At 37.4% G+C, this 20,771-nt stretch carries 19 protein-coding genes; 10 read left to right on the top strand and 9 right to left on the bottom strand.

Annotated features, from left to right (window positions below):
• The first annotated feature begins 3 nt into the window (after positions 1–3).
• The 9 genes from SOI81_RS05900 (at position 4) to SOI81_RS05860 (ending at position 9,159) form a co-directional block, all read left to right on the top strand.
• On the top strand, positions 4–849 hold the full coding sequence (locus SOI81_RS05900; RefSeq protein WP_016140550.1) for a zinc-ribbon and DUF3426 domain-containing protein: 846 nt from the start codon (positions 4–6) through the stop codon (positions 847–849).
• A gap of 376 nt (positions 850–1,225) precedes the next feature.
• Complete coding sequence (gene fis, locus SOI81_RS05895) at positions 1,226–1,495, top strand: DNA-binding transcriptional regulator Fis (RefSeq protein ID WP_001086304.1); 270 nt, start codon at positions 1,226–1,228, stop codon at positions 1,493–1,495.
• Between the two features lie 85 nt (positions 1,496–1,580).
• Positions 1,581–3,155: a bifunctional phosphoribosylaminoimidazolecarboxamide formyltransferase/IMP cyclohydrolase gene (gene purH / locus SOI81_RS05890; protein WP_025465553.1), complete on the top strand. Its 1,575-nt coding sequence runs from the start codon at positions 1,581–1,583 to the stop codon at positions 3,153–3,155.
• A 123-nt stretch (positions 3,156–3,278) separates the two neighbouring features.
• Complete coding sequence (gene purD, locus SOI81_RS05885) at positions 3,279–4,565, top strand: phosphoribosylamine--glycine ligase (protein ID WP_320541377.1); 1,287 nt, start codon at positions 3,279–3,281, stop codon at positions 4,563–4,565.
• A 483-nt stretch (positions 4,566–5,048) separates the two neighbouring features.
• Positions 5,049–5,921 carry a MetQ/NlpA family ABC transporter substrate-binding protein gene (yhcJ, locus tag SOI81_RS05880; RefSeq protein ID WP_320541376.1) on the top strand — a complete coding sequence of 291 codons (873 nt, stop codon included), beginning with the start codon at positions 5,049–5,051 and terminating at the stop codon, positions 5,919–5,921.
• A 75-nt stretch (positions 5,922–5,996) separates the two neighbouring features.
• Positions 5,997–7,022: a methionine ABC transporter ATP-binding protein gene (locus SOI81_RS05875; protein ID WP_016140547.1), complete on the top strand. Its 1,026-nt coding sequence runs from the start codon at positions 5,997–5,999 to the stop codon at positions 7,020–7,022.
• Complete coding sequence (metN, locus tag SOI81_RS05870) at positions 7,019–7,714, top strand: methionine ABC transporter permease (protein WP_016140546.1); 696 nt, start codon at positions 7,019–7,021, stop codon at positions 7,712–7,714. The genes SOI81_RS05875 and metN overlap by 4 nt, the downstream gene beginning before the upstream one ends.
• Before the next feature lie 152 nt (positions 7,715–7,866).
• Positions 7,867–8,598 carry a hydroxyacylglutathione hydrolase gene (gene gloB, locus SOI81_RS05865; protein ID WP_239968507.1) on the top strand — a complete coding sequence of 244 codons (732 nt, stop codon included), beginning with the start codon at positions 7,867–7,869 and terminating at the stop codon, positions 8,596–8,598.
• Between the two features lie 357 nt (positions 8,599–8,955).
• Positions 8,956–9,159: a hypothetical protein gene (locus tag SOI81_RS05860; protein WP_002119766.1), complete on the top strand. Its 204-nt coding sequence runs from the start codon at positions 8,956–8,958 to the stop codon at positions 9,157–9,159.
• Positions 9,160–9,322: 163 nt separating this feature from the next.
• Here the strand turns inward: SOI81_RS05860 and SOI81_RS05855 are convergent, their stop codons facing one another.
• A complete protein-coding gene (locus SOI81_RS05855; RefSeq protein WP_016140544.1) occupies positions 9,323–10,621 on the bottom strand; it encodes a dicarboxylate/amino acid:cation symporter in 1,299 nt (432 codons plus the stop codon).
• Between the two features lie 447 nt (positions 10,622–11,068).
• Entirely contained in the window at positions 11,069–11,641 is a 573-nt protein-coding gene (locus tag SOI81_RS05850; protein ID WP_239967268.1) for a TetR/AcrR family transcriptional regulator, read from the bottom strand.
• 134 nt (positions 11,642–11,775) lie between these two features.
• On the opposite strand from SOI81_RS05850, the gene SOI81_RS05845 reads away from it, so the two are divergent.
• Positions 11,776–12,978 carry an MFS transporter gene (locus SOI81_RS05845; protein ID WP_320138960.1) on the top strand — a complete coding sequence of 401 codons (1,203 nt, stop codon included), beginning with the start codon at positions 11,776–11,778 and terminating at the stop codon, positions 12,976–12,978.
• Between the two features lie 36 nt (positions 12,979–13,014).
• Here SOI81_RS05845 and SOI81_RS05840 read toward each other — a convergent pair whose 3' ends face one another.
• The 7 genes from SOI81_RS05840 to racD form a co-directional block, all read right to left on the bottom strand.
• The gene (locus SOI81_RS05840; RefSeq protein ID WP_320541375.1) at positions 13,015–14,166 is read right to left on the bottom strand and encodes a sterol desaturase family protein; all 1,152 of its coding nucleotides are present in this window, start codon (positions 14,164–14,166) and stop codon (positions 13,015–13,017) included.
• A 131-nt stretch (positions 14,167–14,297) separates the two neighbouring features.
• Positions 14,298–15,188 (bottom strand): LysR family transcriptional regulator, encoded by an 891-nt coding sequence (locus SOI81_RS05835; protein ID WP_016140540.1) that lies wholly within the window; start codon positions 15,186–15,188, stop codon positions 14,298–14,300.
• Between the two features lie 88 nt (positions 15,189–15,276).
• Positions 15,277–16,632, bottom strand: a complete 1,356-nt coding sequence (locus SOI81_RS05830; RefSeq protein ID WP_320541374.1) for an MFS transporter — start codon at positions 16,630–16,632, stop codon at positions 15,277–15,279.
• Between the two features lie 42 nt (positions 16,633–16,674).
• Positions 16,675–17,952: a salicylate 1-monooxygenase gene (salA, locus tag SOI81_RS05825; RefSeq protein WP_320541373.1), complete on the bottom strand. Its 1,278-nt coding sequence runs from the start codon at positions 17,950–17,952 to the stop codon at positions 16,675–16,677.
• Between the two features lie 177 nt (positions 17,953–18,129).
• Positions 18,130–19,503 (bottom strand): sorbosone dehydrogenase family protein, encoded by a 1,374-nt coding sequence (locus SOI81_RS05820; RefSeq protein ID WP_320138953.1) that lies wholly within the window; start codon positions 19,501–19,503, stop codon positions 18,130–18,132.
• A 70-nt stretch (positions 19,504–19,573) separates the two neighbouring features.
• Complete coding sequence (locus SOI81_RS05815) at positions 19,574–19,984, bottom strand: PH domain-containing protein (RefSeq protein WP_016140536.1); 411 nt, start codon at positions 19,982–19,984, stop codon at positions 19,574–19,576.
• A gap of 69 nt (positions 19,985–20,053) precedes the next feature.
• Positions 20,054–20,743, bottom strand: a complete 690-nt coding sequence (racD, locus tag SOI81_RS05810; RefSeq protein WP_320541372.1) for an aspartate/glutamate racemase family protein — start codon at positions 20,741–20,743, stop codon at positions 20,054–20,056.
• Positions 20,744–20,771 lie beyond the last annotated feature (28 nt).

Raw genomic sequence — 20,771 nt, 5'->3', positions numbered from 1 at the left:
CTCATGAATGAAAAACAAACCCGCTGCCCTAAGTGTTTAACAGTTTATAAAGTATCTCTTACTCAATTGACTGTTGCTCAGGGTATGGTTTGTTGCCCCAAATGTAATTCGAATTTTAATGCATTAACCAATCTGATTAATATTGAACAGCCAGCCATGGTTAATTCATCTACTTTAGTTAATGGTTCAATGCAAACACGATATATGACACATTCACACGTGTTAGATATCTTTGACCAAAAAGTTGAGAACTCTAATATTGATCTATTAACCTATCTCAACAACTTAAATTACTTTCATAATGAACCTATTAATGCTTTACCAAACCTTAATTTGGCTGAGCAAGTGTCCCCACAAGAACAAGACAATAATAAAAAACATAGTTGGTTGTACTATACGCTCTGGAGCTCTGCCAACCTTATTCTGATTTTAGTTTTTACTTTCCAGATTCTCTGGTTTAACCCTAAACTCATGCATACAAGCCCTACCGTTAGTCATGCATTTAATTATGTTTGCCAAATACTACATTGCAATAAAACAGCAGAACTGTATGAACTTATTCATATAGAAAAGATAAAAGTTCGTAGAATTGATGCAAACCATACCCAATTTTCAGGCATATTACTTAATCAGAATGATAAAAGTATTGAGCTTCCTAACTTAAAGTTGATTTTTACGACAGAACCAAGCAAAACTGAAGAAATCATACTAACTCCTCAGCAATATTTAGTAGAGAACTTACAGGGTATTCAGCGCATTCCATCCAACACCCCTTACCGATTCCAATTTGAGCTAAACAAAAGCAAAAAAAGCCTAGTAAATTATCGATTAGAAATTGTCCACCCCTAAAATGTAAAAAAAGTGAAAAAAAAATAAAAAAAAATGCAGTTAATTTGCTCACTTTTTCCTAGACAATGTTATGATACGCGCCACGAAAGCTTTGACTCATATACTCCTCGCTCTCAATCCAAAAAAAATACTGTTAAGCATGTGTGCTTTTCTACTTTAAGCGCATAGCCTAACTTTTTTTGTTTTTGAGGGGGCTGTAACAAATATTTAATTATTGTTACGCTTATTTTTTATTCAATACGAAGAAATATGGCAAGCTAATTGTTCTTATGTTTTAGAGTCACTGTTTTAGGATCTAAAACAGGACTCCGTATTTTTAGACCACATTTATATACTACTTTACCCAAGTTAGTATTTGATTTTCGGATTAACTCGCATGAATAGCAAATCTCCTATTTTTACTGCACAATCTGATGTTGCTCTTCGCATCCACGTGGATCGCGCAGTTCGCCATTATTTTGCACAATTGCAAGGTGAGCAACCATCTCAGGTATATGACATGGTGCTAGCAGAAATGGAGAAACCTCTTTTATCTGTAGTTCTTGAATATACACGTGGTAATCAAACACGTGCTGCAGAGATTCTTGGACTCAACCGTGGCACTTTACGTAAAAAGTTAAAAGCTCACGGTTTAATGAGTGAATAAATGATAAAATGCTCACGACGTCGTGGGCATTTTTTTATGCTTATTGGTTTTAATCCGTAGACTTGAAATTGTTGAATTAAACATCATGACTATTAAACGTGCTTTGATTTCTGTATCTGATAAGACAGGAATTGTCGAATTTGCTCAAAACCTTGCAGCTCTAGGGGTAGAACTATTATCTACAGGCGGCACATATAAGTTGCTTAAAGATAATAATATCGCGGTTGTAGAAGTATCTGAACATACGGGCTTCCCTGAAATGATGGATGGTCGTGTTAAGACATTACATCCAAAAATTCATGGTGGTATTCTTGCTCGTCGCGGTTTAGACGAAGCAGTTATGGAAGAACACAACATTGATCCGATTGATCTTGTTGTTGTAAACCTTTATCCATTTGCTGCAACTGTTGCAAAACCAGACTGTACTCTTCCTGATGCAATCGAAAATATCGACATCGGTGGTCCTACAATGGTGCGTGCAGCAGCTAAAAACCATGCTTCAGTGGGTATCGTTGTAAATGCTTCAGATTACGACACTGTAATCAATGAATTAAAAACCGCTGGTTCACTTTCTTATGAAACGCGTTTTGATTTAGCAGTTAAAGCATTTGAACATACAGCTCAATACGACGGCATGATCGCTTCTTACTTAGGCGCTCGCGTTGGTAAGACCGAAGGCGAAGCTGATTTATTCCCTCGCACATTCAATACCCAATTGAACAAAGCACAAGATTTACGTTACGGTGAAAACCCACATCAATCTGCAGCATTTTATGTTGAAGCAAATGCAAAGGAAGCTTCAGTTTCTACTGCAAAACAGTTACAAGGCAAAGAATTGTCTTATAACAATATTGCAGATACAGATGCAGCACTTGAATGTGTTAAATCATTCGCAAAACCTGCTTGTGTAATCGTAAAACATGCTAACCCTTGTGGTGTTGCTGTTTCTTTAGACGGTATTAAAGCTGCTTATGATTTAGCTTACGCAACAGATCCAGAATCTGCTTTTGGCGGTATCATTGCATTTAACCGTGAGTTAGATGTAGCAACTGCTCAAGCAATTGTAGAGCGTCAATTCGTTGAAGTCATTATTGCTCCAAGCATTGCCGATGGTGTACTTGAAGTAACTGGCGCAAAGAAAAACGTACGTGTTTTAGTATGTGGTGAATTACCTGCAATTGATGCACGTGCACCGCAACTTGACTACAAACGTGTTAATGGCGGCTTACTTGTTCAAGATCAAGACTTGGGCATGATCACTAAAGATGATCTTAAAGTAGTTACTAAGCGTGCACCGACTGAGCAAGAAATTGATGATCTCATCTTTGCTTGGAAAGTTGCGAAATATGTGAAATCAAACGCAATTGTTTATGCTAAAAACCGCCAAACTATTGGTGTAGGTGCAGGTCAAATGAGCCGTGTTAACTCAGCTCGTATTGCTGCCATTAAAGCTGAACATGCTGGTTTAGTTGTTGAAGGTGCTGTAATGGCTTCCGATGCATTCTTCCCGTTCCGTGATGGTATTGATAATGCAGCTAAAGCTGGCATTAAATGCATCATTCAACCAGGTGGTTCTATGCGTGATGAAGAAGTAATCGCAGCAGCAGATGAAGCTGGTATTGCAATGGTCTTCACTGGTATGCGCCATTTCCGCCACTAATTTAAATTTAGTCCTCCCTAACCCTCCTTTTATTCAGGAGGGTTTTCCACAATAATGGAGCTAAACTCCACCTTGAGGGATAGAGGGGGATGAAAAGGATTAAAGTTAAGGAACAAATTAAAAATGAATATTTTAGTTTTAGGTAGTGGTGGTCGTGAACATGCTTTAGCATGGAAAATCGCGCAAGATACCAAAGTTACTCAAGTTTTCGTTGCACCTGGTAATGCTGGTACAGCAACAGAAGACAAATGTATAAATGTTCAACTTGATATTTTAGACAACCCTGCAATTATTGCTTTTGCTAAAGAAAATAATGTTGAGCTAATTATTGTTGGCCCAGAAGCACCTTTAGTGAATGGTGTAGTAGATGCTGCACGTGAAGCAGGTCTAAAAATTTGGGGACCGACTCAATACGCTGCTCAGCTTGAAGGCTCAAAAGCATTTGCTAAACATTTTTTAAAGCGTCATAACATTCCAACTGCTTTTTACGAAGTATTTACGGAAGTTGATGCAGCTAAAGCTTATGTTGAAAAAAATGGTGCACCAATTGTAATTAAGGCAGATGGTCTTGCTGCTGGTAAAGGTGTAATCGTTGCAATGACTAACGAAGAAGCTTTTGCAGCAATTGATGACATGCTTGCTGGCAACAAATTCGGTGATGCTGGTTCACGTGTGGTAATTGAACAGTTCCTTGCAGGCGAAGAAGCTTCTTTCATTTGTATGATTGATGGTAAAAACATTTTACCAATGGCAACTTCTCAAGATCACAAGCGTATTTTTGAAGGTGACCAAGGTCCTAATACTGGTGGTATGGGCGCCTACTCTCCTGCTCCAGTTGTTACTTCAGACATTTTCGAACGCGTTATGAATGAAATCATGCGCCCGACTGTTGAAGGTATGGCTGCTGACGGACATGTCTACACTGGTTTCTTATATGCTGGCTTAATGATCGATGAACAAGGTCAACCACGTGTAATCGAGTTCAACTGTCGTTTTGGTGACCCTGAAACTCAACCCATCATGATGCGCTTAAAATCATCTCTTGTTGAATTGGTAGAAGCAGGTATTGCTGGTAACTTACCAAATGAAGCTGAATGGGATGAGCGCAAGTCAATCGGTATTGTACTTGCAGCAGAAGGTTATCCTGATAGTGTGCGCAAAGGTGATGTAATTTCAGGTATTGGACAATCACCTGAAGATACTAAAATTTTCCATGCAGGCACTGCAACTCGTGAAGACGGTCATATTGTGACTTCTGGTGGTCGAGTTCTTTGTGTAACTGCTTTGGGTGACAGCGTTCTTGAAGCGCAAATCAATGCACTTGAAGTATGTGGCCAAGTTACATTCACAGGTATGCAATATCGTAGCGATATCGGTTATCGCGCAATTGCACGTGAAAAAGCTGAATAAAAGTTTAAATATAAAGAAGCTCTCTTTGGAGGGCTTTTTTATTTTTCGTCTTCACTTATCTTAAATATTCATATTAATCTTAATTTTTATTCAATTGTGATGATTAAGATCGAAAGATGTCCACTATATTGAATATGTTTTTATTGATATGATTAGTTAAAGCGTTGGAACTTTCCATAAAGTTAATGTGTCTTTAAATATTAGGGCACATCATCTAATTCTGTTAAAGATAATCGTTATTTTTAACACTCATACTTTTAGAGACCGTTTAAAAACTGAGAATACAAGATAAAACTGTTGTAAAAATAGTTTTATTTAGCTCAGATGAATGCGGTAAATCAAGTGTCTGAAGAATTAGAAAAGAGCTATAAGTAATAACCTTTAGCCTTGAAAACTTTGTGACGTTGCAACAAAACTCATTTCTTTACTAGTCGAGAGGCAACTTAAATAGTTGATCTCTCACTTAATCAGGACTTTTTTTACATGAAAAAGCTGATCAGTCTTTTTTTAAGCGTGTCTGTGCTATTACTTGCAGCCTGCGGTAAACAACAAAGTGAACCACAAGCTGGAAAAAGCGGTGATTCATCACAACTTCAAACTGTGGTTATTGCCTCAACGGGTTCTGACGCTGACATCTGGCGTTATATTTCAACTTTACCGGAAACTAAAGCTGCTGGTATTAAGCTTGAAGTGAAAAACTTCACTGATTATGTTGCAATGAATACAGCTGTAGCTAATAAAGAAGTTGACTTAAACGCATTCCAATCTTATGCATATTTAGTTGCTTTCAATGCATCAAACAAAGATAAAATTGCACCAGTTGCTACAACTTATCTTGAACCAATGGGTATCTACTCAAGTAAACATAAAAAAGTAGAAGAATTCCCTCAAGGTGCAAGCATTGCAATTCCTAATGATGCGGCGAATGAAGCTCGCGCGTTATTGTTATTACAAAGTGCTGGTTTAATCAAGCTTAAAGCTGACTTCGATCCTGCGAAAGGTACGCCAAGCGATATTATCGATAACAGCAAAAAAATTGATATTAAACCAATCCAAATGGCAACTGCTGTACGCGTAAAAGATGAAGTGGATGCAATCATTTTAGGTAATACTTTAGCGCTGGAAGGTGGTCTAAATGTACTTAAAGATTCTATCTACTATGAGCCAGTTGATCAAAGCACTAAACTCAATGTAAATATTCTTGCGGCAGCAGAATCTCGTAAAGATGACCCAATTCTTCAGAAGGTTGGTCAGCTATACCACACTGAAGCTGTTAAAAAATACGTTGAACAACACTTTGGTGGTACAAAAGTTGACGTGAATCAGCCAATCAGCTACCTCACGGAAGCTAAATAGTAATATAATACCGGCAACGCGAAACAGGCAAAGTCTCTTTGCCTGTTTTTTCTTTTTAGCATAGTTTTTGACGACATGATTCAATTTAAAAACATTTCAAAGCACTATCAGCTTAAAGGCCAAACCATACGAGCTCTGGACCAAATTAATTTGGAAATTCCAGAAGGAAGTATTTTTGGGATTATTGGCTATAGTGGTGCAGGTAAAAGTACTTTAATCCGCCTGATTAACTTACTTGAACGACCAAATGAAGGTCAGGTTATCATTAATCAAAAGGACTTCACTGCTTTGGATGCGCGTTCATTACGTCAGGAACGTGCAAATATTGGTATGATTTTCCAGCACTTCAATTTGCTACAAACCAAGACGGTTGCTGAAAATATCGAAATGCCAATGCGTCTGCTGAATTACAATAAGGCAGAACGTGAAAAGCGCTTGAATGAATTATTGGAGTTCATTGATCTTAAGCATAAAAAAGATGCTTATCCAGATGAGCTTTCTGGCGGCCAAAAGCAACGTGTCGGTATTGCTCGTGCTTTGGCAAATCATCCAAAAATTCTTTTGTGTGATGAAGCAACCTCTGCCCTCGACCCACAAACAACCAAGTCTGTGTTAGAGCTACTCAAGAAAATCAATCAAGAGCAAAAAATCACAATTGTTATGGTGACCCATGAAATGGATGTCATTGAAACTGTTTGTGATCATGTGGCTGTGATGGAAGCAGGTAAAGTCATTGAACAAGGTTCAACGATTGATATCTTTAGTAAACCTCAACACCCGACGACTAAAAACTTCATTCAAACTGTTTTACATCAACAGTTGCCTGTGAATATTTTAAATCAACTCGAGAATCAGCATCATCATAGCATCTACTGTTTACAGTTCTTAGGGCGCTCGGCTCAAGAGCCAGTAATTCAGTCACTGATTAAACAATTTGATATTAGCTTAAATATCTTGTTCGCAAACATGACTGAAATTAACGGTACTGTGATTGGCCAAATGTTTGTGCAGCTTCTAGGCGATCCTCAGTTGATTAAACAGGCTATCGAGTTTTTGGAACAAAATGAAGTAGGTGTAGTTCAATCAGGAGATCAAGTATGAGAGATTTTATCGTACAATGGTTGACTGAACTTACTCAGCCTTTCTGGCACAGTTCCCTTTCAATTGACCAATTTGTAACAGCGTTGCAAGAAACATTTCACATGGTGTTTTTTGCGCTTTTATTTGGTGGTATTTGGGGTTTTATTCAAGGAATTATCCTGCTTGTAACCCGTCCGGAAGGTATTTTGCCAAATAGATTCATTTATCATTTACTTAACCCGATTGTAAATGCGTTACGCTCTCTGCCATTTATTATCTTACTTATTGCAGTAATTCCTCTTACCAAGTTATTGGTAGGTACTTCAATTGGTACATGGGCCGCGATCGTTCCTTTAACAATTTATGTTGGGCCATATATGGGACGCCTGATTGAGACTTCCCTACTCGAAGTAAATGAAGGAATTATTGAATCTGCTCAGGCGATGGGTGCTACACCTTGGCAAATTATCTCCCGCTTTGTTTTGCCAGAAGCACGCAGTTCACTCATTTTAAACTTAACCACAGCGACCATCAGTCTCATCGGTGCAACAGCAATGGCTGGTGCCGTTGGCGCAGGTGGTATTGGCGATTTAGCTATTTCTTATGGCTATCAACGTTTTGATACAAGTGTGGTGATTTTAACAGTGATTGTTCTATTGCTCTTAGTACAGATTGTACAGACACTAGGCAACTGGCTCGCCAAGGTACGTTAAATCATCCATATAAAAAGCTCCCTACATGGGGGCTTTTTTGTTTTATATAAGTCCTTTTCATCAACTAGTTGAGTGCATAGGTTAATACTATTTTCTGTTATGATCAAAATTAGTGATTATTTACTTTTTGGATTTGGTTTTAGGATAAAACAATGCGTTATAGAATTCATTTTATTGATGTACAGAATGCCCTCCAAAACTATATCTGGATTTTAGAAGATACTGAAACCCAAGAAGCTGTTGCAGTTGATCCAACAGAGGCAGAACTCGTTACCCACTTTTGTCAGAATCATCAGTTAAATTTAAAACAAATCTGGCTTACACATTGGCATAAAGACCATATCGGTGGAGTTGCTGATTTAACTGCTGCTCAAAATATTACAGTGTATGGTCCACGTGATGAGCTTTCAAAAATTCCGGGAATTACCCATCCCTTACAGCATAATGACCACCTAAAGTTTAATGATTTAAAAGTAGAAATTATTGCGACCCCTGGCCATACTTTAGGTCATATTGTCTATTTTATTGAAGAGTTAGAAGCTGTCTTCTGCGGCGACACTTTATTTGCAATGGGATGTGGTCGATTATTTGAAGGTACGGCAGAACAAATGTATCACTCACTTAGTCGTTTAGCAGCATTACCCACACAAACCAAAGTATATTGCACGCATGAGTACACACTTTCAAATGCCGAATTTGCATTAACGGTAGAACCACACAATCATGCTTTATCTGAACGAGCTGAAGAAGTCCGTGAGCTACGTAAACAAGGATCAATCACCCTACCCAGTACCATAGAACTTGAATTGGCAACAAATCCTTTTCTCCGTGCAGAAAGTGCCGAAGACTTTGCTCACTTACGTGCCCTTAAAGATAATTTCTAAAATTAATCTTCAATAAAAGATACAGTTTCATTTTAAAAACTGTATCTTTTTGCATAGTACAGATTCATGGTAATTATTTTTTACATTTACTTTATTCTTATTTATTCAGCTTTTTTTAAAATTTCGCCAAATTTATAATTTTTTAAAAATCTGCTAAGGGACAATCTTTTAAATAAAAAGTTTTTATTTTTTAGTTACATAACCTCTCTATAATTTTATAAAAAAGAAAACTTTTCTTTCTCTATCTTACTTTTTTTACAAGTTGCAAAATAAAACAAAGATTTCCCCCTTTAAAAAATCTACTTAAAACCCTATTAATAAATAAGATGTAATGCCACGGATAGAAGGAGTTCTCACGTGAAAAAGGTTGTTAAAGCTAAAAATTTGATTGCGTTTCGTATTTGGTTAGAAAAGTTAGGGTATTCAGTTAAAAATCTTGCTGATGGAAAAGGTTTTACTTTTAGTTTTAAAAAAGAATATGGTTTAGTGACCTGTGATTTGGCAGGAAATTCATTAGCGATGCAATTAGGTGAAGAGTTTGAAGATCACTTAAAAGCATAATTTTTTACAACTCATTTTTTATTTAAGATTGTCTTTTTTAAAAGATAAGCAATGTTGCAGAACTTTAGAATGGTTTAATTAAAATATATTTTTAGATGTTGAAAAAATCTGTAGCCGGGCTACTCTCCCAAATTGCCCTTAGCTACAGATTTTTTTTATAAGGTTATTCTGCTTTATGGTTCTTTAAGGCTTTATCTAAAAGATCTTTATCTAAAGCTTTATCCCAACGTGCTACAACGATTGTTGCGCAGGCATTCCCTACTAAGTTTGTTAATGCACGGCACTCAGACATAAAACGGTCAATACCAAGAATTAACGCCATACCTGCAACAGGAACAGCTGGTACAACCGATAGAGTTGCAGCCAGAGTAATAAAGCCTGCACCAGTCACCCCTGCTGCACCTTTAGAACTTACCATCGCAACTAGAAGCAATGCAATTTGTTCACTAATGGATAAGTCCACGTTACACGCTTGTGCAATAAACAGAGCAGCCATGGTCATGTAGATATTTGTACCATCAAGGTTAAATGAGTAACCTGTTGGAATCACCAAACCGACTACCGATTTTTCACAACCTGCTTTTTGCATTTTATCCATTAAAGATGGTAAAGCTGCTTCAGAAGAACTCGTCCCTAAAACCAGCCAAAGTTCATCTTTGATATAGCGAATTAAATGGATAATTGAGAAGCCGTTATAACGAGCTACAGCTCCTAAGATCACGATGACAAACAACACCGCTGTAATATAGAACGTCATAATTAATAGTAATAAATTACCAATTGATTCGATTCCATAAGCACCGATGGTAAAAGCCATTGCACCAAAAGCACCGATTGGAGCTAGCTTCATTAACATACCAACCAGATAGAAAACTGGAGCTGTTAAGTTATTTAAGAAATCGGTAATTGGACGTGCGCGGTCACCCAATGCAGCCAAAGAAATACCAAATAACACCGCTACAAATAGAACCTGCAAAATTTCGCCACCTGCCAGAGGGCTGACTAGTGTTTGCGGGATAATATTCATGAAAAAGTCGGTAATATTTGTTGCGTGCGCCTTTTCAACGTAAGTATTTACTTTATCGTTGACTAAGGTAGCAGGATCAATATTAAGACCTTTCCCCGGTTGAATAATATTTGCCACAATCATACCCACCACAAGAGCCAAGCTTGAGAAGGTAAGAAAATAAAGCATCGCTTTACCAGTTACACGGCCAACTCGGCTCATGTTTGTCATACTGGCAATGCCTGTCACAACAGTTAAAAAGATGACGGGAGCAATAATCATTTTAACAATCTTGATGAATGCATCACCAAGCGGTTTTAAACTTTCGCCAAGTTCTGGGTAAAAATGACCTATTAAAATGCCCAAAATAATTGCAAAGATGACCTGTACATACAAAATTTGGTGAAACTTCTGTTTTTTCTGTACTGTTTCTTGGTCAAGGGTATTGAAATCCATTATCTAAATACCTTTTCGATGGGGATAAAAAAAATAAATATAAAGCGTACACCACAAGCTGCTTTATCAAGGAAAAGCCATTGTAAAGAATAAAAAACGGGCTGTGTTATAAATTTAAAAAATGTCAAATTTAATAGTCATGCAATAAATTATATAAAATCATTTTTATTTTTAAGTTTTAAAAATTAAAAATGCAACTAAAATTAATCATAAGTATTTATTTACTATTATTATTTTTGATAAAAACTATATTCATATTGCCTATATGAGCTTAATTAAGCCATACCACCCAAACATTTATTAAATAAATGATTTTATAAAAAACATGTAAATTAAAAATTATGAAAATTTAATTTAAAAATAATAAGAAAAATTGATATAAAATTTTATAAATAAGATAAATTTTTGCCTATTTTTATAAAATATTTAGATTTGCAGCCGTTTCAATTAAATTACATCAGAATGTGCTTTGAATAAACGTGCTAATAAAGTTTGGACATAGTCTAAACCTAATGCTCGATCAGTGAATAAAATTCTGAACAGCATAGGTGCAATCACAGCTTCGATAATCTCTTGATTGTCTATAGTGAGTTCATTACGTGATTTAGCTCTGGCTTGAATAATATCAAGTTGTTGAATAATTAAAGTTTCACATTTTCGAGCATTTGAAGAGTCATTTGTATATAGCACATCTCGTAGCAATGTTTGACCAACTTCAGAAGAGTATTCTTCAAAATATTGTTCAATCCATGCAGTGATATCAAGCTGAAATGAACCTAAGTCTTTCGGTTCCATGTCTGGCTTCAGTTCATTTAGAGCTACATCTGAAAATAGCTGATTGATATCGCCCCAACGGCGGTAAATTGTTGAAGGTGTTACACCTGCTTCATTAGCAATCATAGGTATAGTAATTTGGCTTTGTTCCAAATTTTTTTGAAGCTCTTTTACCGCTTGATGCACTGCGGTTTGAATTCTTTCACTACGACCACCTGGACGTAACCCAGTAACAACTTTTGCCATTAATCAGCTCTACTTTAAGAAAAAACAATTAAAATATTATTTGTATATACAAAATACACTAAAGCTAATGATTTGCTTTAGTGTGAAAATAATGTATAAAAGCTAAATATTCGCTTTAATGTTATTCATCTTATATGAACAATTCAAGTTCAAAACGGTCTGGATCAGTTTTTCAGTTAGATTCAAAAGTCGCGTTGACCTTAAACACAATCACGCTCATGACCTTTATGGCGGCGTCTAGTGCCCCTACGCCACTATATCGTCTGTATCAGCAGACATGGCAATTTTCGCCTGTTACCTTAACTTTAATTTTTGCGACCTACGCGTTTACCTTACTTGCTTCTTTACTCATTATTGGTTCTTTATCTGATTATATCGGACGTCGGCCTGTCATTATTTCAGCAATTTTTTTGCAAATTGCTTCAATGAGTTTTTTCCTTTTTGCCTCAGATGTTTCGATGTTATTTATTGCGCGTGGCTTACAAGGTATTGCAACAGGTCTTGCTGTTTCTGCAATTGGAGCCGCAATTTTAGATTTCAGTAAGCATCATGGTTCCCTAATTAATAGTATTGCTCCCATGGTCGGCATGGCGGTAGGAATTTTTATTACTTGCCTTATTCTGCAATTTTCGGTTCAACCTTTACATCTAGTTTTTGAACTCTTATGTGTATTGTTTGCAGTTGAACTCATTTTAAGTTTTTTTAATCCTGAAACAGTACGCAAAAGATCAGGTGCTCTTGCTTCTTTAAAACCCAACATGGCTATTCCACATCAAGCAAGGAGTGCTCTATTCAGTATTAGTCCTATTAATATTGCGCTTTGGATGGTCAGTGGTTTTTTCTTATCACTTATGCCCTCTTTATTAGCAAAAATTTTTCACACATCTTCAGCTTGGCTAAATGGCGTTATGTTTATGGCACTCGCCCTTTCAGGTGCAGCAGGGATTCTGACTCTTAGAAAATCTACCAACTTTCGTATTTTGCTCACGGGTACCTTATCCATCATTATTGGTGCAACCGTTTTATTTCTAGCGATTAATTTTACCAGTGCCGTAATTTTACTCTTGGGCTCTATTATTACTGGGGTAGGTTTTGGTACGGCTTTTATGGGTGCAATTCGTACAGTCATGCCTCTAGCTTTACCCGAAGAACGCGCAGGACTCATGGCTGCTTTTTTTGTAGAAAGTTATTTGGCTTTTAGTATTCCAGCAATTTTAGCAGGTTACTTTGTGGGTAAAATTGGACTCATGAACAGTGCCAACATTTATATGAGTTTAATTATTGGTCTTGCTCTGATTGCACTTGTGATGATTTTTAAAAATATTAAAAGCAAATAATGATTAAAAAAAAGCCTCCATTGAGGCTTTTTTACTTTACTGATCACGCCAAGGTTTCAAAAAACGCTTTACATACTTTTTAAAGGGCCAAGTAAACTGTTTTATAAAACTATTTGGGATTTTATAACCCACCGTCCCATATACAGTCGCCAAGTGACTAGGCATATATACGCTTTTAAAAATAACATCGTATAGAGGAATAAAAGCGGCGTAATTTTTATCAATGGCAGGTTTTTCTGAAGAATGATGCCAATGATGAAATTCTGGCGTTGCGATAATCCAGCGTAAATATGGAAAGCGAAAACGCACATTGGAATGAATGAAAATAGCGTGGAATGAAATGAAGACTAAATAGGCAAAAACAGCCGAAGTATGAAAACCCAGCAGGAAAATCGGTAAAGTAGCAATGAAGCGAGTCATGAGCACTTCAATGACATGCAAACGAGAAGATGCTAACCAATCCATATATTCAGTCGAATGATGAATTGCGTGAAAGCGCCATAAGAAATTAACCTCATGCATAGCCCGATGTAACCAGTACACCGTAAAATCGACCACAATGAGCAACTCAATAAATTGCAGCCAAATTGGTTGAGCTTGTACATAAGGCACAATTGGATTATCAGGTAGATGCGTAATCCAATATTGAATTGGCATGACGGTTAAAAAGCTAAATAATTGAATGCCAATATGGCTGACCATGAAATATTTCATATCGGTCACCCACCCTACTCTTAATATTTTTTGTTCAGGATTTTTAGCAAAAAAACCTTCAAGTGGAATAAAAACAAAGGCTAAAATAAATAAAGTTAGTACAAAATAATCGATACCTGCATAAAACGGCACACTTGGTAAAACGGGTGCTTCAATTACACCACAGCCCAAAACCGCTGCCACAAGTGAAAAACATAACCCATAAAAACCATATCGGTTTTGACGAATAATTGCACTAAATGCACCAAAGCCAGCGCTAATAATAATGCCTGTGATCAGCCCATAATAAAAAAGATTATAGTGTTTTGCGTAAATAGGACGGAGTTCTGGGGTGGTTAATACACTGGGAAATAAAAAACATAATGCACCAAATAGACAAAGTAAGCTGAGCGACATTGAAATAAAGGCGCTAATTTTCCCTAATCCTGCGTTAAGTTCTAAATTTTCAAATTTTGCTCTTAATTGATCGGTCATAATTCATATAAAGTTCTTATTGTATATAACGCGAATGCTATCAAAATTTAATAATAAATTGGAAAGAACTTTAAATTCTCAAATATTCCCCATTCCACTGAAAATGAGATTTTAAATAGCATTAACTAGTTTTATAAAACCTCAAATATTTGACCGACAGATTGAATCAGCCATTTTCTGGCAATAATATCATCACTACGATTAAACCAGTTCAAGCTCACTTTAAAAGAATCCATAGCAAAAGGTAATTCAAACATTTGGACATTACCATGGGCTAAATAATGCCGAGCTGCTCGCGATGGTAAGGTCACCAACATATCTGAACTCTGCACAACCCCTTGTAAAACACTAAAATGTGGGACCTCTAAACGAATTCGTCGCTTTAAATCCATTGTTTTTAAATATTGCTCAACTTGGATATGTCCTGTAGATGATTTGATAGCCACATGATCTTCTTGCAAATATTGCTCTAACGTCAGTTGCTGCTGTAGCCTTGGGTGGTCAGCTCTAGCAATGCATACATATCTTTCTTCAAATAAAGTACGCGTTTCTATTTTAGGCATTATGGTCTGCGTACTATTAAATACGGCTAGATCTAAAAAGCCGTCAATAAGCCACTGTTCAACCTTAGACGACTGAATCTCTTCAATCTCAATTTGAATATAGGGTGCTGTTTTCTGCAAAAAAGCCATAAGACTAGGCAAAAGACAAATTTCCCCTGCGTCAGAGAGTCCGATTCGGAAAGTTTTATTTGAATTTTCAGGACGAAATTCCTGTGCTTGAGCGATCGCTGATTCAATATTAAAAATTGCTTGATGAAAAATTGGATAAAGCTCATGCGCAACTTTTGTCGGTTCGACCCCACCTCGGCTTCGGGTAAACAACTCATCATTTAACTGACGGCGTAAACGATTCAAATTATAAGTCACAGAAGGCTGACTCAAATTTAATTTATCAGCAGCTTTACTAATATGCCGAGACTCATAAATACAGACAAAAACTTTAATCAAACCTAAATCCATGGTTCTGATCCTTTAAATACTCTAAACAAAGACTTTAACTTCTTTGTTTAGAGTTTAGTTCCTTTTATAGGAAAAAAATGCTTCATTCTTATGGAGATATACTTGAATTTAGCATTACGCGTTTAGTTCGATTGCAAATACTTATGGCAATAACACTTAAGGTTGCCAGCACACAAGGGATGGCTAGAGCGATAAAATTATATTCAATGGGTAGATGCAAACTTAAAAGCCAGCCGCATAAAATCGGACCTAAAATCGCCCCAATCCGACCTACCCCCAAAGCCATACCAATGCCGGTACTGCGAATTGGTGAAGGATAAAACTGAGCCATATAAGCTAACAATAAAATTTGCCCGCCAATAGATGCCGCTCCTGCAATGGCAACACAGAGATATAAGATGACCATAGGTAAAGCATAGCTCAGCAAGTAAAGTGAAATTGCACCCGCCAAGAAGAGTAAACAAATGACTTTACCTAGGTGAAAACGATCAGCAAAGTATCCTCCACCGATTGCACCCAGCATCCCACCCAAGTTTAGCGCCAGTAAAAAAACAAGACTGGTTGATAAATCATATCCAGCCTCGACCATGAGTTTGGGTATCCAGTTACCGAGCGCATACACCATGAGTAAAGCCATAAATACACTCAGCCAGAAAAATACAGTGACTAAAGCACGGTTCTCGGTAAATAGAGCAACCAAAGGTCGAGCCGCAGTTCGTTGGTTTTCTTGATGTAATACGATGCTCGTATGATCAGCTATGTTTTGTTCTGGCGCTAACTGTTTAAGTAAATCACGTACCTCATTCCATTTTTTTTGGCGAACCAGATAATCAATTGATTCGGGTAAAAATTTCCAAATAATAGGTAATGAAATGAGTGGTATGCCCGCCAGAATAAACATGATTTGCCAACCAAACTTAGGAACCAACCACATGCCTAAAAGCGCTGAACTCATCCCGCCAATCGCATAGCCGCTAAACATGAGCGACACTAAAGTTGATCGTAATTTCTTTGGGGCGAATTCGGTCATTAAAGCAATGACGTTCGGCATTACTCCGCCCAAACCAAGGCCAGCAATAAAACGGTAAATGGCAAACTCTTTGGGGCTGTTGGCAAAACCACATAACACCGTAAAACCACTAAAAATAAGGACACATAGCATAATTAAACGCTTACGGCTAAAGCCATAAGACTCTAATTTATCGGCTAAGCTACCGAAAATCATGGCACCAAACATCATGCCAAATAATGCAACACTGCCCAGCAATCCAGCAGTCATACTATCTAACTGCCAATGTTGCATAAGCTTAGGCAATGCAACACCATAAATAACTAAGTCGTAGCCATCAAAAATAATAATAAGCGCACTCAGCAAGATCACACGCCAATGTAATGGTGTTAATCTTGCGTCATCAATCAATTGATTTGCATTTAGTTTTTCCATAATTGCTTTCCTTAGCAAATTGCGTGTAAAACAAAAATTTATTTAAATCGTTGCTATTTTTAATTGATGTAATTGTCGCTTTGCTTCTGCAACATCCTGTTCTAGATCGTGTTGCCATAACCAATCAAACCGATGTTCAAGATGTTCACCAATTTCGGCAAATGTTGGGTACTGAGTCGAATAACACTCATAAATTTCGCCAGATTCACGAGAAGTTTGCTGAACACGACAAGCACGTTTTAAACGGAGCTTTTCATATATTGAAGACACATCGGTTAACTGATCTGCGTGTAAGTTTTTTGTCGACAATAATGCTGCAAGGATTAATGCATCTTCAAGACCTTGTCCTGCTCCTGCACCTTGATGGGGTAACATCGCATGTGCAGCGTCCCCCATAACAATCACATGACCAGAGGCACTTTGATAAGTTGAAAGTTCTTCAATTTCATGTAAAGCCCAAATGGTAGGTTGTTCAATTAAACCCAGTAATGTTTGGCAGCTTTCGCTCCAGTCTGAAAAATCAGAAAGCATTTGAGCTTTATCTACAGGTTTGGTCCACGGTGTATCAGCTGGGAGTACCGTATCTTCACGGTTTGAGCAGAAAGCAACGATATTAATTTGCTCCCCCTTACGAATGGGGAACGTTAAAATATGTTTGTCTTTGCCCAATAACATTTGGGGAATATCTGCTAAATCTGTATCGCTGTTTATTTGCTTCAAAGCTTCTTTAAATGAAGCGTGAGAAATAATGCCACGATAAGCCCAAGTTCCTGAGAAACGTGGATGAACCGGTGGTAAATCGTGAGTAGCTAAAACATATTGGCGAGCCACAGAGCGGATACCGTCAGCCCCAATTAAATAATCGCACTCATATTGACTACCATCATTAAAATGCAAAATTACCTGATCATTTTGTTCTTCAATTGCTTCTAGCCGTTTCGAAAAATGGACATTTTGCGTAGGCATGTGAGGAATAATGGCATCTAGAAAATCAGCACGATGAACAGATGACTGCCCTACATCTGTCGCGATAGATGCAGATAAATATTCATCGGTGTAGCCATTGCGCCATTGAAACCAAACGTCTTGAAAGGGTACCGATACTTTATCTGCAATTGCGTGATATTCGTCGGCTAAACCTAGCAGTTCAATGGCTTTGACTGCGTTAGCACCAAAAGAAATTCCTGCCCCAATTTCAGAAAACTGAGGTGCAGATTCAAACATTTGCACATCTAAATGGGCGTGTTTACTTAAATTACTTGCTAAAGCCAGACCAGCAATACCACCACCAACCACCGCAATTCGAATATGTGTATTCATGTGTTTGTTCCTTAAACATCATTATCGTTTTCACATATTCATTTTTGAGAAGTTAGCTTATAAAGTCCAATTAGTATTTTTTTTGTTCAATTATTTAAAAATTAAATAATAGCCATTTGGACGAGCCTCTATAAAGCTTAGAGGCCGTCCATGCTAATCAATTATTTTTGATAGACTTTATGGTGTGCCTGGCGGGGTTCCAATAGCATGTTTCATGGGAGCTTCATAAGTCGTCTCGGCAACCGGTGAAACGCGCCAAATCGTATTGCCTACATCATCTGCAACTAATACGGCACCTGAAAAATCAATTGCCACACCCACAGGACGACCATACGCTTTGCCTTTATCACTCAGGAATCCGGTCAAGATATCTTGTGGTGGACCAGAGGGTTGACCACTTCTAAATGGTACAAAAACGACTTTATAACCACTGTGAGGCTTACGGTTCCAAGAACCATGCTGACCGATCAATGCGCCTCCTCTAAATTGTGGCATGAGTTCAGCTGTATAAAATGCAAGGCCCAAAGAAGCCGTATGGTTACCAAGTGCATAGTCGGGTTTAATTGCACGAGCAACCATTTCCGGATTTTGTGGTTTTACTCGCACATCTACATGTTGACCATAATAGCTATATGGCCATCCATAAAAACCACCGTCTTGGACTGACGTCATATAGTCAGGTACTAAGTCACTACCAATTTCATCGCGCTCATTAACAACAGTCCAGAGTTTTCCACTTTGCGGTTGCCAAGCCATACCATTTGGATTACGCAGTCCTGTTGCAAATGGACGTGACTGACCGCTTGCAATATCAAACTCTGTAATTTGTGCACGGCCTTTTTCTTGATCTAGGCCATTTTCAGCAACGTTACTGTTAGAACCAACGGTAATGTAGAGCTTTGTACCCGCCGCGTTAGCAATGACATTCTTGGTCCAATGGTGATTTAAAGGACCGCCCGGTAAATCTAATACTTTGGTTCCACTGGCTGTAATTTGAGTTTCACCCTCTTGATAAGGGAAACGTACAAGCGCATCCGTATTGGCGATATATAGGTTATTACCTACCAATGCCATGCCAAATGGAGAATTTAAGTTTTGAAGAAATGCTGTTTTCTGATCGGCAACTCCGTCTCCATTAGTATCACGAAGTAAGCTAATACGGTTTGCACTTGGATGGGATGAGCCTGCACGTTTCATCACAAAAGACATAATTTTACCTTTAATGCCTTTGCTATCTTCTGGTTTAGGCGGAGCATCCGTTTCAGCAACCAATACATCGCCATTCGGCAATACATAAAGCCAGCGCGGATGCTCAAGTCCTTTTGCAAATGCTTTTACCTTTAAACCTTCCGCGGGTTTTGGCATTACCCCACTCGGCCAGCCTTCTGCAGGTGCAATATTAACAGTGGGAAACAAACTTGATTTAGGTTCAGGTAATTTTGGATCTGGACCATAACTCTCAGTAATCGGATATTGTGAGGATGAAGCGCATCCAGCTAATGTAACTAAAACCGTAGTGCCTAAAACTGGCAGTAAAAAACGTTTAATCATGATTTATCACCATTTCTTTTTTGATGTCATGGAAATAGCGTAATTTATGTCTGCAATTAAACAAGCAACTTTAATGGAGTCTTTTGTTTATCGCTTGCAAAAAAGCTTCTTTATTTTTCGGTGAAATCATAACCGTTGCGATTTTTCCATTTTTCATATAATAAATTTTGAGTCGATCTAATGAGAGCGCTGGAGATGAAAGTGGATTATGAGTAGGTTCTATTTGGGTAATATCATTAATATTAATTTTCCATCGGAATACCAAGCTTTTAATCACTAGAGTACCGTTTTCTACCACATAGTAAGTATTAAAGATGGGAAGCCAAATAATAAAAATGACTAAACTATAAATGATAAGATGCGGAAAATTTGAAGCTAAAGAATAATGATGATTTGCTTCATAAATTTTTATAACAATATTGGCAGTGATAACAATAAATATTAACAAAAGCCACCAATCAATTTTTGATCTAAATTTCAAAATTTATCCTCCATTTTTAAATTAGTTCTTAGCAATTTATTCATTCTAATTTATTTAATTTATATATTCTTAAATTAAAGCAAAACTCACCGCCTCTTTGGCATGAATAGTGGTTGTATCAAATAAAGGAACCGAGAATTTAAGCTCACCAATCAACATACAAATTTCAGTACACCCCAAAACAATCCCTTCAGCACCTTCAGCTATGAGCCTTTCTACAATAGCGATGTACTGTTGCTGCGAATCTGGGTTGATCACACCTAAACAAAGCTCTTCATAAATGATGCGATGGACGATCTTTCGGTCGGCTTCATTTGGAATAACGACATCAATTCCATAATCTTGTAATCGGGCTTTATAAAAATCTTGCTCCATTGTAAAAGCTGTCCCTAACAGTGCAACTTTACCAATGTTTTGACTCAAAATTTCTTTTGCAGTTGCATCAGCGATATGTAAGAAAGGAATCGTAATAGAATCTTCAATCTGTGCAGCAACTTTATGCATGGTATTAGTACACACCAAAATACAATCTGCCCCTGCTTTTTCTAAATTTTGTGCTTGCTCAGCTAAATATGCGCCAGCTTCTTGCCATAAACCCTTCGCTTGTAAGGCTGCTATTTCTTCAAAATCGACACTATTAATAATGACCTTAGCTGAGTGCAATTTTCCTAATTTACGATGAACCATTTTATTGATTTGCTGATAATAAAGCGCTGTAGATTCCCAACTCATTCCGCCTAATAAGCCGATTGTTTTCATTATTGAATCCTTCTATTTATTTAAAACT

This window comes from Acinetobacter pittii, from assembly GCF_034067285.1.
GTDB lineage: Bacteria > Pseudomonadota > Gammaproteobacteria > Pseudomonadales > Moraxellaceae > Acinetobacter > Acinetobacter pittii_E.
This window is presented reverse-complemented; position numbering and strand designations above follow the sequence as displayed.